At 70.8% G+C, this 13,718-nt stretch carries 11 protein-coding genes and 1 tRNA gene; 3 read left to right on the forward strand and 9 right to left on the reverse strand.

The genetic code is table 11. The features are described 5' to 3' along the window. Positions 1–49: 49 nt before the first annotated feature. The 4 genes from rpoB to ACTHAM_RS14895 form a co-directional block, all read right to left on the reverse strand. The gene (gene rpoB / locus ACTHAM_RS14880; protein WP_440688819.1) at positions 50–3,559 is read right to left on the reverse strand and encodes a DNA-directed RNA polymerase subunit beta; all 3,510 of its coding nucleotides are present in this window, start codon (positions 3,557–3,559) and stop codon (positions 50–52) included. 487 nt (positions 3,560–4,046) lie between these two features. Then, positions 4,047–4,436, reverse strand: coding sequence for a 50S ribosomal protein L7/L12 (gene rplL, locus ACTHAM_RS14885; protein ID WP_440688821.1), 390 nt, complete (start codon positions 4,434–4,436; stop codon positions 4,047–4,049). A 109-nt stretch (positions 4,437–4,545) separates the two neighbouring features. Next, the gene (gene rplJ, locus ACTHAM_RS14890; RefSeq protein ID WP_440688823.1) at positions 4,546–5,076 is read right to left on the reverse strand and encodes a 50S ribosomal protein L10; all 531 of its coding nucleotides are present in this window, start codon (positions 5,074–5,076) and stop codon (positions 4,546–4,548) included. Positions 5,077–5,361: 285 nt separating this feature from the next. Beyond that, a complete protein-coding gene (locus tag ACTHAM_RS14895) occupies positions 5,362–7,893 on the reverse strand; it encodes a CHAT domain-containing protein (RefSeq protein ID WP_440688825.1) in 2,532 nt (843 codons plus the stop codon). Between the two features lie 190 nt (positions 7,894–8,083). Between ACTHAM_RS14895 and ACTHAM_RS14900 the strand changes: the two genes are divergently transcribed. From ACTHAM_RS14900 to ACTHAM_RS14910, 3 genes are all read left to right on the forward strand, one after another. Continuing rightward, complete coding sequence (locus tag ACTHAM_RS14900; RefSeq protein ID WP_440688827.1) at positions 8,084–9,487, forward strand: S8 family peptidase; 1,404 nt, start codon at positions 8,084–8,086, stop codon at positions 9,485–9,487. A 74-nt stretch (positions 9,488–9,561) separates the two neighbouring features. Beyond that, positions 9,562–10,194 (forward strand): RNA polymerase sigma factor, encoded by a 633-nt coding sequence (locus ACTHAM_RS14905; RefSeq protein ID WP_440688829.1) that lies wholly within the window; start codon positions 9,562–9,564, stop codon positions 10,192–10,194. Next, the gene (locus ACTHAM_RS14910) at positions 10,175–10,693 is read left to right on the forward strand and encodes a hypothetical protein (protein WP_440688831.1); all 519 of its coding nucleotides are present in this window, start codon (positions 10,175–10,177) and stop codon (positions 10,691–10,693) included. Before ACTHAM_RS14905 ends, ACTHAM_RS14910 begins: the two co-directional genes overlap by 20 nt. Positions 10,694–10,830: 137 nt before the next feature. Here ACTHAM_RS14910 and rplA read toward each other — a convergent pair whose 3' ends face one another. From rplA to ACTHAM_RS14935, 5 genes are all read right to left on the reverse strand, one after another. Beyond that, a complete protein-coding gene (rplA, locus tag ACTHAM_RS14915; RefSeq protein ID WP_440688833.1) occupies positions 10,831–11,544 on the reverse strand; it encodes a 50S ribosomal protein L1 in 714 nt (237 codons plus the stop codon). Positions 11,545–11,666: 122 nt separating this feature from the next. Continuing rightward, complete coding sequence (gene rplK, locus ACTHAM_RS14920; protein WP_146951488.1) at positions 11,667–12,098, reverse strand: 50S ribosomal protein L11; 432 nt, start codon at positions 12,096–12,098, stop codon at positions 11,667–11,669. A 69-nt stretch (positions 12,099–12,167) separates the two neighbouring features. Further along, positions 12,168–12,998, reverse strand: coding sequence for a transcription termination/antitermination protein NusG (gene nusG / locus ACTHAM_RS14925; protein WP_440688835.1), 831 nt, complete (start codon positions 12,996–12,998; stop codon positions 12,168–12,170). Between the two features lie 82 nt (positions 12,999–13,080). Then, positions 13,081–13,368, reverse strand: coding sequence for a preprotein translocase subunit SecE (gene secE, locus ACTHAM_RS14930; RefSeq protein ID WP_440688837.1), 288 nt, complete (start codon positions 13,366–13,368; stop codon positions 13,081–13,083). A 133-nt stretch (positions 13,369–13,501) separates the two neighbouring features. Next, positions 13,502–13,574: transfer RNA gene (locus ACTHAM_RS14935), tRNA-Trp, on the reverse strand. Between the last annotated feature and the right edge of the window lie 144 nt (positions 13,575–13,718).

The raw sequence follows: 13,718 nt of genomic DNA on the forward strand, positions 1-13,718 counted from the left end.
TGTCGGCGCCGGTGCGGCCCTCAGGTGAGGACCGCACCGGTGCTCGGCGTCAGATCTCTTCGATGCTGCTCGCGTTCGGGCGGCGGCTCAGGTCGATACCGAGCTCCTCCGCCGCGCGGTAGACCTCGTCGTCGTTCTCCTTCATGTCGATGGAGACACCGTCCGCGGACAGCACCTCGACGTTCAGGCAGAGCGACTGCATCTCCTTGAGGAGGACCTTGAAGGACTCCGGGATGCCCGAGTCGGGGATGTTCTCGCCCTTGACGATCGCCTCGTAGACCTTCACGCGGCCCGGGACGTCGTCGGACTTGATGGTGAGCAGCTCCTGCAGGGTGTACGCAGCGCCGTACGCCTCGAGGGCCCACACCTCCATCTCACCGAAGCGCTGACCACCGAACTGCGCCTTACCACCCAGCGGCTGCTGCGTGATCATCGAGTACGGGCCGGTCGAACGGGCGTGGATCTTGTCGTCGACCAGGTGGTGCAGCTTGAGGATGTACATGTAGCCGACGGACACCGGGTCCGGGAACGGCTCACCGGAACGCCCGTCGAACAGGCGCGCCTTGCCGTCGGGCTGGACCATGCGGTCGCCGTCGCGGTTCGGCAGCGTCGACTGCAGCAGGCCGGACAGCGCGTCCTCCTGCAGACCGTCGAAGACGGGCGTGGCGACCGGGTTGCGCGGAGCGCTCGTGGCGGCCGCAGCCGGCACGTGGTCCTTCCAGGACAGGTCGCCCTCGGAGGCCAGCTCGATGTCCCAGCCCTGCGAGGCGATCCACCCGAGGTGGACCTCGAGCACCTGGCCGACGTTCATACGGCCGGGGACACCCATCGGGTTGAGGATGATGTCGACCGGGGTGCCGTCCGAGAGGAACGGCATGTCCTCGACGGGCAGGATCGTCGAGATGACGCCCTTGTTGCCGTGACGGCCGGCGAGCTTGTCACCGGCGGTGATCTTGCGGCGCTGGGCGATGTACACCCGGACCAGCTCGTTCACACCGGCGGGCAGCTCGTCGCCGTCCTCGCGGCTGAACGTGCGGACCTCGATGACCGTGCCCGACTCGCCGTGCGGCACCTTCAGCGAGGTGTCGCGGACCTCACGGGCCTTCTCGCCGAAGATCGCGCGCAGCAGGCGCTCCTCCGGGGTCAGCTCGGTCTCACCCTTGGGCGTGACCTTGCCGACGAGGATGTCGCCTGCGTTGACCTCGGCACCGATGCGGATGATGCCGCGCTCGTCCAGGTCGGCGAGGACCTCCTCGGAGACGTTCGGGATGTCCCGCGTGATCTCCTCGGGGCCCAGCTTGGTGTCGCGCGCATCGACCTCGTGCTCCTCGATGTGGATCGAGGACAGGACGTCGTCCTGCACGAGGCGCTGCGACAGGATGATCGCGTCCTCGTAGTTGTGGCCCTCCCACGACATGAACGCGACCAGCAGGTTGCGGCCGAGCGCGAGCTCGCCCTCGTCCGTGGCCGGGCCGTCGGCCAGCACGGAGCCGACCTCGACGCGGGCGCCGGTGTCGACCAGCACACGCTGGTTGTAGGACGTGCCCTGGTTCGAGCGACGGAACTTGGCGACCCGGTGGGTCGTGGTCGTCGCGTCGTCGTTGGCGATCGTGATGAGGTCGGCCGAGACCTCGGTGACCACACCGGGCTTCGTGGCCACGATGACGTCACCGGCGTCGACGGCCGCACGCCGCTCCATGCCGGTGCCGACGAACGGGGCCTCGGAACGGACCAGCGGCACGGCCTGGCGCTGCATGTTGGCACCCATGAGGGCACGGTTGGCGTCGTCGTGCTCGAGGAACGGGATGAGCGCGGTCGCGACCGAGACCATCTGGCGCGGCGAGACGTCCATGTAGTCGACGGCGGTGCCGGTGACGTAGTCGATCTCGCCACCCTTGGTGCGCACCAGGACGCGCTCCTCGGCGAACACGTTGTCGGCGTTCAGCAGCGCGTTGGCCTGGGCGATGACGTGACGGTCCTCGTCGTCGGCGGTGAGGTAGTGCACCTCGTCCGTGACGCGGCCGTTGTCGACCTTGCGGTACGGCGTCTCGACGAAGCCGAAGGGGTTGATGCGCCCGAACGTCGCCAGCGAGCCGATCAGGCCGATGTTCGGACCTTCAGGGGTCTCGATGGGGCACATGCGGCCGTAGTGCGAGGGGTGGACGTCACGGACCTCCATGCCGGCGCGGTCGCGGGACAGACCACCGGGGCCCAGGGCCGACAGACGCCGCTTGTGCGTCAGGCCGGCGAGCGGGTTGTTCTGGTCCATGAACTGCGACAGCTGGCTCGTCCCGAAGAACTCCTTGATGGAGGCCACGACGGGACGGATGTTGATCAGGGTCTGCGGCGTGATGGCCTCGACGTCCTGGGTGGTCATGCGCTCGCGCACGACACGCTCCATCCGGGACAGGCCCGTGCGGACCTGGTTCTGGATGAGCTCGCCGACGGCGCGGATACGACGGTTGCCGAAGTGGTCGATGTCGTCGGGCTCGACGCGCACCTCGATGGCCTCACCGGCGCGCACACCCGGCAGCGCGGGCAGGTCGATGTGCAGCGAGGCGAGGTACTTGATCGTGGCCACGACGTCGGACAGGGACAGGACCGAGTCGGCGAGCGGCACGTCCAGGCCGAGCTTCTTGTTCACCTTGTAGCGGCCGACCTTCGCCAGGTCGTAGCGCTTGGGGTTGAAGTAGAAGTTCTCCAGCAGCGCGCGGCCGGCCTCGACCGTCGGCGGCTCGCCCGGACGGATCTTGCGGTAGAGGTCGAGCAGCGCCTCGTCCTGGGTCTGGACGTGGTCCTTCTCGAGCGTGTCGATGACCGCCGGGTAGGCCGCGAACTCCTCGCGGATCTCCGAGTCGGTCATGCCGAGCGCCTTGAGCAGGACCGTGGCGTTCTGCTTGCGCTTGCGGTCGACGCGGACACCGACGTTGTCGCGCTTGTCGATCTCGAACTCGAGCCAGGCACCACGGCTCGGGATGACCTTGGCCGTGAGGATGTCCTTGTCGGACGTCTTGTCGGCGACGCGCTCGAAGTAGACCCCCGGCGAACGGACGAGCTGCGAGACGACGACGCGCTCGGTGCCGTTGATGATGAACGTGCCGCGCTCGGTCATGAGCGGGAAGTCGCCCATGAACACGGTCTGCGACTTGATCTCACCGGTCGTGTAGTTGACGAACTCGGCGGTCACGAACAGCGGGGCGGCGAAGGTGAAGTCCTTCTCCTTGCACTCCTCGGCTGTGTACTTCGGCGGCTCGAAGCGGTGCTCGCGGAACGACAGCGACATGGAGCCGCCGAAGTCCTCGATCGGCGAGATCTCCTCGAAGATCTCCTCGAGGCCGGCGGTCTCGGGGACGTCCTGACGGCCGTTCTCGAGAGCAGCGGCCACGCGGGCCTGCCAGCGCTCGTTGCCCAGCAGCCAGTCGAAGCTCTCGGTCTGCAGACCGAGCAGGTCGGGGACCTCGAGCGGCTCGTGGATCTGCGCGAAGGAGATGCGGCGGGATGCGGTGCGGTTCGCGATGGCGTCGGCGGACGGTGCAGAAGGGGTGCGCGAGGCAGCCAAGAGGGGTCCTTCCCTGCGGATCGAGTGCACTCTGCGCAGGTCCCGGCGGGGTGCGATCCCCCGGCCGCACAGTCCTCTCGCGTCGCGCACGGTCGACGGCAGAGGGCTCGGGTTATACGGGATCGCGGGCACAGGCCAGCGCAAAGCGCTAGCGTACTCGACCCACGCAGACAAGTCCAGTGCGGCGGGCGCGGCCCAGCCACACCCTCCTCGGTCCGGCATCGGCGCCCCGCGGACCCCGCCGGGTGGTGCCGATGTGTTCCGACGGGCTGCCCTCCCGTCCGGGCGACCCCCTCGTCGCCGCGCACATGGTGGCACACCGCGCGGCCCGCGCGGAAGTCGGGTCCACAGGACCGCCGCCGTGAGGCAGCATCGCCGCACCGGCGCGAACCCCCGGAGCCGGCGGGGACGACGAAGGCCCGCACCCCAGGGGGTACGGGCCTTCGTGCGTGAGCGCCCGGCCCCGTCAGCGACGGGACCGGTCAGATCACTTGAGGGTGACCGTGGCGCCGGCGCCCTCGAGGGCAGCCTTGGCCTTCTCGGCGGCCTCCTTGTTGACACCCTCCAGGACGGGCTTCGGGGCGGCGTCCACCAGGTCCTTGGCCTCCTTCAGGCCGAGGGACGTGAGGGCGCGCACCTCCTTGATGACCTGGATCTTCTTGTCGCCGGCGGCCTCGAGAACGACGTCGAACGAGTCCTTCTCCTCCTCGACCTCGGCCTCGGCACCAGCGCCACCGGCGGCCGGGGCGGCCACGGCGACGGGGGCGGCGGCGGTGACCTCGAAGACGTCCTCGAACGCCTTCACGAACTCGGAGAGCTCGATGAGGGTGAGGCCCTTGAACTGCTCGATGAGCTCGTCGGTGCTGAGCTTCGCCATGATGGCGTTCCTTTCTTCGGTGCTCGGTCGGCCCGGTCAGCGGGTCCGCCGAAGCAGGGTGTGGTGGTGTCGCGTCACGCGACCTGGACGGCCCTGGAGCCGTACCGGGTCAGGCAGCAGCGACTTCCGATTCCTGCTTCTGACGCAGGGCATCGATGACGCGAGCGGCCTGAGCGGTGTTCGCGGTGAAGACGTAGGCAGCCTGGTAGAGCTTGGCCTTCATCGCACCGGCCGCCTTGGCCAGGAGGACCTCACGGGACTCGAGGTCCGCGAGCTTGGTGATGTCCGCAGCGGTCAGGGCGCGTCCGTCGAGGACACCGCCCTTGATGACCAGTGCGGGGTTCGCCTTGGCGAAGTCACGCAGACCCTTGGCGGCCTCGACCGGGTCACCAGAGACGAAGGCGATCGCCGACGGGCCCGCAAGCGCGTCGTCGAGGCCCTCGAGGCCGGCTTCCTTGGCCGCGATCGCGGTCAGCGTGTTCTTCACCACGGCGTAGGTAGCGTTCCCGCCGAGCGCCTTGCGCAGCGACTTCAGCTGCGCGACGGTGAGCCCGCGGTACTCGGTCAGCACGGCCGCGTTCGACTCGCGGAACAGGTCCGTGAGCTCTGCGACAGCGGCTGCCTTGTCCGGCCTCGCCATGGCAATCCTTCCGATGGTGGTGCCACCGGTCATCCCTGGTCCTGGACGCAGAAAGAGCCCCGGCGCAGGCGCGGGGCTCTCGGTGGCACATCGATCCGCGAGGAACGGACGGCCGGACGTGAACTCTCGCCTGCGCTGGCCTCCGCTGCTGCGGGACTTCGGGCGACGTGACCTGGACGCTGCGCGTCCCGGACCTGTCGACGACCGGCGGTCTTGGGCCCGATCAGGGTACGGCACACCCGGCGGGCAGCCAAATCACGGCCGGCATCACGTCGGCACGGGCCGTCAGGCGGCCCCGTGCACGCCGAACGTGCACCAGTTCACGTAGCCACCGGGCGTCTGCCGGTCGATCCCCGCACGCGCCGTGTGCAGCGCATGTGCCAGGGTGTCGCCCGCCCGCAGCCGGCGGTGCAGACCCACCATGAGGTCCACCGCCTCCACGTCGGGCACGGCCGCGATGCTCGCGACCACACCGTCCGTGCCCTGCGCCAGCATCGCGCTGACCAGACCCAGCACCTCACCGCCCGCGAAGGCCACATCGGCACCGCCATGGCACGAGGCCAGCACCAGGCGACGCGGTGCGGCACCCGCGGCATGCAGCTCCTGCACCGTGACCGGCCCGTCCGCGAGCGCCAACGAGGAGAACATCGGGTTGTCGGCACGCAGCGTGCCGTGACACGCGAGGTGCCCGAGGTCGGCCGCGGCCAGCGCACCCAGGACCTCGTCCGCGGTGCTCTGCCGGGGCCCCAGCACCGTCGCCCCGGGGTGCAGCTCACCGAGCGCCGCGACCTCCTCCTGGGCGCCGTCGAGCTCGGGCCCGGCCACCAGGACCGTGCCGCCCGGCCGGGAACCCGACTGCCCGGCCGTGCGCAGCCACAACGTCGCCGACGGCGCCGTCGCCACCGGCGCCGGGTGCAGCGCAGCCCACGGGACGCCGTGCAGCGACCCGTCGGGCACCACGACGAGCTCGTCGTCCACGCCGATCCCCAGCGGATCGACGAGCAGCCTCCTCAGCTCGCGCACGCGCAGGTCGGCGCTCGCGCGCGCCGCCTCCGCGGACGCCGCGGCACGCGGGTTGGCCAAGCGGCGCAGGGCGAACAGGAGCGCACGCAGCTGGGCGTCGACCTCGGCCTCGTCCACCAGGTCCACCACGCGGCTGCGCGACCGGGTCACGACGACCGCGACCAGCGCTCCCTCGTGTCGCCCGTACTCGACCAGCACCCGGTCGCCCAACGCGTCCCGCAAGGGACCCAGGCCGACGACCTGGCGATGGGCCGGGGGCGCCTCGAAGTCGTCGACGTCGCGCGACCACGCGGAGGTCCGCTCGCGCACCTGGTCGTCCACGTCCGCCACCAGTGCGTCACGTGTGCCCTGCCCCGCCGTCGTGGCCAGCCGGGCACGCCGCTCACGGGTCCGGGGGTTGCGTGCCGGCTCCGCCGGGCTACGGGTGAGCAGGGCCGCCGCGCGGGTGCGCTCCATCCACTCCAGTGCTCGCGCGGGCGACCCCTGCCGCAGCACGACGCCCAGCCCGATCTCCCCCAGCTCCGCACCGTGCCCCGAGGCGAGAGCCCGCAGCTCCATCGTCGGCAGGCTCACCCGGTGCGCGGCCAGGTCCCGCAGCCCTGCACGGCAGGCCGTCAGCGCCTGCGCGGGCCGGTCGGCCACCCGCGCTCCGAGCGCCGCGGCCACCCTGCCGCGCATCCGCACGACGATCGAGCCGCCCGCTGCGAGCCGATCGGCACGGGCCAGCTCCTGCACGGCCACCGCCACACGATCCTCGGCGATGGCGAGTCGACCCGCCACCAGGTGCGCCTGGACGGCACCGGGCAGGCTGCCCGCCCGCTCCAGCCGGCTCGCCGCCCGGCGGGCCGTCGCCAGCTCCGAGCCGGCAGCCTCACCCGCGAGCCGACGTGCCTCGACGGACACCAGCAGCGCGCGGTCACGCCATCCGCCTCGACGCTGCCGATCGAGTGCGGAGACCGCCTGCTCGGCGTGCGCACAGGCGCCCTCGAGATCGCCCTCGAGCAGGGCGATCTCCGCGACACGCAGACGCGCCTCAGCGCCCATCAGGGGCACGTGCGCCGCGTCGAACTCCTCGACCGCTCGGCGTGCCGCCATCGAGGCTTCCGGCAGCAGGCGCAGATCGGCCATGGTGTCGGCGTACTCGGCGTAGTACTCGCCCAGCGGCAACCCCGCATCGGCGTACACCCGGGCGGCCTCGTCGAAGTCACGCAGTCCGAGCGCCAACCGGCCCGCCTGCACGCGGATCCACGCCCGGCTCTGCAGCACGGGCGCCAGCGCCGCCGGGCCCAGCCGTGCGGCAACCTCGACGGCCTGCTCGACCCACGCCAAGGCCTCGTCGTACTCACCGCGCTGCGCGACGACGAACCCGAGGTTGTTCAGCAGCTTGTACCGGTCGGTGTCGGTCAGCAGCGGGTTGCGGGCCAGCTCCCGGAACTGGTGCTCGGCCCTGTCCATCCGTCCGGCGTTGGTGTCCGACGTCGCCTGCTGGATGCGGACACGGGCCTCGGCGAGGCTGCGCTCGTCGCCTTCCGGGGCGTGCAGGAGCGCCTCGAGCGCCGCCTCGAGGTCACGACGGGCCGCATGCGGACGACCCATCTCCTGCCGCACGGCGTGCCGAGTCATGCGCACGTGCGCCACCAGAAGGCCGTCACCGGAACGACGTCCCAGGCGCAAGGCCTCTGCGAGCAGACGGTCGGCGGTGCCGTGGTCCCACTGGGAGCGGTGCGCCCACGCGAGCGCACGCAGCGACCACGCCAGCGCCTGCGTGTCCGCCGCCGCACGGCTCGAGTCCACCGCCTCGCGGGCCAGCTGCTCCCCCCGGCGAGGATCGGCGCCTACGGTGTCGAAAAGTAGGCGTGCATGTATCAGGAGCGACTCTGGGCGCTCTGATGAAGTGGACCGGCCCCCCGCCAGGGGTCGGTCGGGTGGGGACCCGTCCGACACACAGCGGATCTTAGGCCGACCGACAAGAACTGGAGCAGACGTGACGACAACCGGCGACGCCGGGCGCGAGGGTGCACCCTTCGGGGACGACTACCGCGACCTTGCCGAGGGACGACCGACCTCGCGCACCTACCAGCGCGTGCAGCAGCAGGTCACCGACCTGCGGGTCAGCAGGTCGAACCCGGGCGTGCAGCGCGAGCTCAGCAGGGCCATCTCCAGCAGGTACCAGGAGCGCCGCAACCGCCAGCTCGGCTGGATCGCCGGGACCGGCGGCGTGGACGTGCTCCTCGTCGACGGCGAGGTGCTGGTCACCGACCGGACGTGGAGCAACCGGGGCGCCCGGGAGTACCTGCAGCGCCGGGGCCTGCAGGAGGCCGAGCTGGGCTGCGCGGAGCTCGAGTCTCGGCTGACCCGACTCGTCGCCCAGGACGAGGTCGCCATCCAGCGCCTCGACGACACCGTCGCCGAGCTGCGCGCCCGCGGGTTCGGCGCGTCCCTCACGCACGTGACCCCGATGGCACCCGTGATCAAGAACCTCGGCGGACCCGCGCTCGGCGAGTCGCTCGGCGCGTTCGCCGACTACCCGGCGTTCGGACGCGACGGCAGCGGTGCGGCGGCGAAGGTCGCCGTCATCGACACCGGCATCGACGGCAGTCTGCGCAGCGACGGATGGCTCGACGGCGTCCCCCGGCACCGGGACGACCCCTCCACGCACCCCAACGAGTCGAACATCGACCTGCTCGACAACGACCCGCCGGACGGGTTCCTCGACTTCGCGGCCGGTCACGGCACGTTCGCCGCCGGCGTCGTCGCGCAGGTCGCGCCGGGTGCCGACATCGCGGTGTACCGGGCGCTGCGCGGCGGTGGCGCGGGCAGCGAGCTGGAGGTCGCCTGCTCGCTGGTGCGGGCAGTCCGCGACGGCGCCCAGGTCGTCAACCTGTCCCTCGGATCGCACACCCGGTACGACCAGCCGTCGATCGCGATCGCCGCGGCGCTCGAGGTCGTCGCCGAGATCGAGGCCGAACGCGGCGAGGAGGTGCTCGTGGTCGCCGCTGCCGGCAACTACGGCGACACCACACCCACCTGGCCGGCCGCGTTCCGCCGGGTCATCTCCGTCGGGGCCGTGTCCGCCGACCTCAAGCCGACCACGTGGTCCAGCCGAGGCTTCTGGGTGGACTGCTCGGCCGTCGGCGAGGGCGTCCTGTCCACGTTCGTCGAAGGTAGCGAGTCGTACGAGTACACCTCCGAGCCCGACACGTTCGGCGAGAACGCCTTCGCACGGTGGAGCGGCACCTCGTTCGCGGCACCGCAGATCAGCGGCGGGATCGCGCGGCTCATGCAGGAGCACGACTGGTCGCCGCGCCAGGCCTACACGTACCTGTTGGCCGCCGGCGTGCCCGTGCCCGACTTCGGTCAGGCCATGAGCATCCTTCCCGGGTTGTGATCGCCACTGACACCGTGCTCCTCGGGCGGGATGATGGCCCGCAGCACGGGACGACGAGCGAGAGGAGGTGGGCGGTGGAGGTCATCGACCTCGACGACCCGTACCGGTCCCGGGGGACCACCGAGCTGGTCACCGGGGCACTCACCGGCGACGAGGCGGCCTGGAACGAGATCGTCCGTCGGCACGTGCCGGCGGTGCTCGCCCAGGTCCGCCAGTTCCGCCTCTCCCCCGAGCACGCCGAGGACGTGGCGCAGACCGTCTGGCTCAACCTGCTCGAGCACCTGGACAAGCTGCGCGATCCTGCCGCGCTGCCGGGCTGGGTCTCGACGACCGCCCGTCACGAATGCATCCGGATGACCCAGCGGAACCGCCGCTCGGTCCCCGTGGACCCGCAGACCGGCAGCCTCGACATCGGGGTCGACCAGGACCTCGACGAGGGCATGGACCAGGTCGAGCGGTACCGCGCACTGCGCGACGGCCTCGCCCAGCTGCCCGAGCACCAGCGCGAGCTGCTGATCATGCTCTCCACCGATCCACCGCTCAGCTACCAGGAGATCTCCGCACGACTGGGGATCCCGGTCGGCTCGATCGGACCCACCCGAGGTCGCGGGCTGGCCCGCCTGCGTCAGACCCCGGCCATCAAGAACTACCTCGCGGCGCTCACCCACGCCGGGGAAGGGGGCGACAGTGTCCTGGCACTCGACTGACGGCGCCGACCGGAGCGTGGCCGCCCGCTGGGCGGACGACGACCGGCTCGGCGACGAGCTCATGGCGGCCCTGGCCCAGGGTGCGCTCTACGACCGGGTCGTGGGCAGCGCGCAGACGGCGTTCCGCGCGCACCGCGGCATGCTCGCGGCACGCGAGGACCTCGACCTCGACCTGCTGCTGCTCTCGCTCGTGTACGACTCGAGCGAGAACCCCGAACCGGCCGGGGTCCGGGACCGCACCGGGGGCAAGTCACGGCTCCTGGCGTTCCAGGGCGACGAGCTGGGTGTCGAGGTCGAGGTGGGATCCTCCTCGATCGAGGGGCAGCTGATCCCGCCCCGCGCCGGCAGGATCAGCCTGCAGTCCCCCGAGGCGGTCGTCACGACCCTGGAGACCGACGCCGTCGGCTACTTCCGGATCGACATCCGCCCCGACGGTCCGCTGCGCCTGGTCTGCGACAGCGTCGACGGCACGTGCGTGACGCAGTGGTTGCCCTGGTGACCGGCTGACCGGCTGACCGGCTGACCGGCTGACCGGCTGACCGCGACCAGCGAAACGGACGAAGGCCCGGACCCCCTCGGGGATCCGGGCCTTCATCGTCGTGCACGCCGTTCAGGCGGAGAGGCTGACGGTCACCGTCAGACCTCCTCCTCCGTCAGGTTCCGCGTCTTGTTCTGGTCGACGAGGATGCCGGGGCCGTTCGTCGTCGAGAACGTCGCCTTGGTGATGTAGCGACCCTTCGAGGCGGACGGCTTCAGACGCAGGACCTCGTCGAGCGCCGCGGCGTAGTTCTCCACCAGCGAGGTCTCCGAGAAGGAGGTCTTGCCGATGATGAAGTGCAGGTTCGCGTGCTTGTCGACACGGAACTCGATCTTGCCGCCCTTGATGTCGGCGACGGCCTTGGCCACGTCCATGGTGACGGTGCCGGTCTTCGGGTTCGGCATGAGACCACGCGGGCCCAGGACCTTGCCCAGTCGACCGACCTTGCCCATCAGGTCCGGGGTCGCGACGGCCGAGTCGAAGTCGGTGTAGCCGGCCGCGACCTTCTCGATCAGCTCGTCGCCACCGACCTCGTCGGCGCCGGCGGCGCGGGCCTGCTCGGCACGCTCACCCGTCGCGAAGACGATGACGCGGGCGGTCTTGCCGGTGCCGTGGGGCAGGTTGACCGTGCCGCGGACCATCTGGTCGGCCTTGCGCGGGTCGACACCGAGGCGGAAGGCCACCTCGACGGTCGCGTCGTACTTGGTCGTGGACGTCGCCTGGGCCAGGCGGACGGCCTCGAGGGGCGTGTAGAGCCGGCCGGCCTCGATCTTCTCGGCGGCGGCGCGGTACGCCTTGCTGTGCTGTGCCATCTGCTCGTTCTCCTTGATCAGCAGTCGTGGTCGACGGGCCGCACGCGGGCCCTGCCACTGGTGGTGCTTGCGGATGCCGCGGCACGTCGGGTGACGTGCCGCGGCGTCGTCGGACGGCTGGGTCAGCCCTCGACGGTGATGCCCATCGACCGGGCGGTGCCGGCGATGATCTTCTCGGCGGCCGCGATGTCGTTCGCGTTGAGGTCCTCGAGCTTGGTGCTCGCGATCTCCGTGACCTGCGCGGCCGTCAGCTTGGCGACCTTCACCGTGTGCGGCGTCGGCGAGCCCTTGGCCACACCGGCGGCCTTCTTGATGAGCTCGGCGGCCGGCGGCGTCTTCGTGATGAAGGTGAACGAGCGGTCCTCGTACACCGTGATCTCGACGGGGATGACGTTGCCGCGCTGGGCCTCGGTCGCCGCGTTGTACGCCTTGCAGAACTCCATGATGTTGACGCCGTGCTGACCCAGCGCCGGACCGATCGGCGGCGCGGGGGTGGCGGCGCCGGCCTTGATCTGGAGCTTGATCAGGCCGGTGACCTTCTTCTTCGGGGGCATGTGCCTTCCGTTCGTGTCGTGGGCCGACGCCGTGGGCGATGACCCGGTTGCAGTGCTGGCCGGTCAGGGTCAGATCTTGGCGACCTGGCTGAAGGACAGCTCGACCGGGGTCTCCCGGCCGAAGATGGAGACGAGCACCTTGAGCTTCTGGCTCTCGGCGTTGATCTCGGAGATCGTCGCCGGCAGGGTGTCGAAGGGGCCGTCGGTGACGGTGACCGACTCGCCGACCGCGAAGTCGACCTCGATCGCCGGGGCGGCCTTGGCTGCACCACCGGAGGCAGCAGCAGCGGCCTTGGGCTGCAGCGACGGGGCGAGCATCGAGAAGACCTCGTCGAGCGTCAGCGGCACCGGCTGGTGGGTGTGGCCCACGAAGCCCGTCACGCCCGGGGTGTGCCGGACGGCGCCCCACGACTCGTCGGTCAGGTCCATGCGCACCAGGACGTAGCCGGGGATCCGCACGCGCCGCACGACCTTGCGCTGCGCGTTCTTGATCTCCACGACCTCCTCCATGGGGACCTCCACCTGGTAGATGAAGTCCTCCATGTTGAGGCTCTGCGTGCGGTTCTCGAGGTTCGCCTTCACGCGGTTCTCGTACCCCGCGTAGGAGTGGATGACGAACCAGTCGCCCGGCTGGCGGCGCAGCTGGGCCTTGAACGCGGCGACGGGGTCCTCGTCGGGGTCGGCCAGCACGTCGGCGTCCGCGTCGGCGGCGACCTCCGGCTCGCTCTCGTCGGACCCGGCCTCGTCCTCGGCGGCCTCGTCCTCGGTGTCCGTGGCGACCTCGTCGAGGTCGTCCTCAGTGCCCTCGACGACGGGTGCCTCGACAGCCTCGACCGACGCGACGGCGTCCTCGAGCTCGATCTCAGCGCCCTCGGTGGGCTCCTGCGACTCCTGCGACACGGGCGAACCTGCTTCCTCGATCGGGTGCTGTGCGGACCGCGTCAGCGGCAGTGGGGTGGTGCGGGCCGGGCTCGGTGCCCGATCAGCCGCCGAACGCCCAGAGCGTCAGCTGGCCGATGCCGAGGTCCACCACGGTGACGAACGCCATGACCACCGCGACGAACACGAGCACCACCGAGGTGTAGGTCAGCAGCTCCGAACGAGTCGGGCGCACGACCTTCTTGAGCTCGGCGACGACCTGACGCACGAACAGGGCGATACGACCGCCCAGACCGCGCTTCTTCTCGTCCTTGCCGGCGTCCTGGGGCGTCCGGGCGCGGGCCGCCGAGCCCTCGGCGTCGGACGCTGCCGCCGCTGCGGTATCGCTCACGTCTGGCCCCTACGTCTCGTCGTGTGTCCCCGATGGTGTGACATGGCACCGCCTGGACCGACGCGAGGCGCCGGACCGGCCGGCGGTCCTGCTCACACACCCCGCTCCGGGGTCCGGAACGGGGTCGCGTGCGCAGGGCAGACAGGACTCGAACCTGCAACCTGCGGTTTTGGAGACCGCTGCTCTACCAATTGAGCTACTGCCCTACGACGGCCGCCCTCCACCATGTCTGCACGCGCCTGGGCACGACCGATCATGGCGGACGTCAACCGCCGGGCGCCCACTGTACGCGACCGTGACCGGAAGGTGAAACCGGACGGCGCAGGTCGCTCAGCACGACCTCTGCCACT

It is taken from the genome of Cellulomonas soli (assembly GCF_052036975.1).
Taxonomy (GTDB): domain Bacteria; phylum Actinomycetota; class Actinomycetes; order Actinomycetales; family Cellulomonadaceae; genus Cellulomonas; species Cellulomonas soli_A.

Bases quoted from the DNA above. Each gene is read 5' to 3' on its own strand.
- rplL (WP_440688821.1), bottom strand. From the start codon at position 4,436: ATGGCGAAGCTCAGCACCGACGAGCTCATCGAGCAGTTCAAGGGCCTC.
- rplA (WP_440688833.1), bottom strand. From the start codon at position 11,544: ATGGCACAGCACAGCAAGGCGTACCGCGCCGCCGCCGAGAAGATCGAG.
- rplJ (WP_440688823.1), bottom strand. From the start codon at position 5,076: ATGGCGAGGCCGGACAAGGCAGCCGCTGTCGCAGAGCTCACGGACCTG.
- rplK (WP_146951488.1), bottom strand. From the start codon at position 12,098: ATGCCCCCGAAGAAGAAGGTCACCGGCCTGATCAAGCTCCAGATCAAG.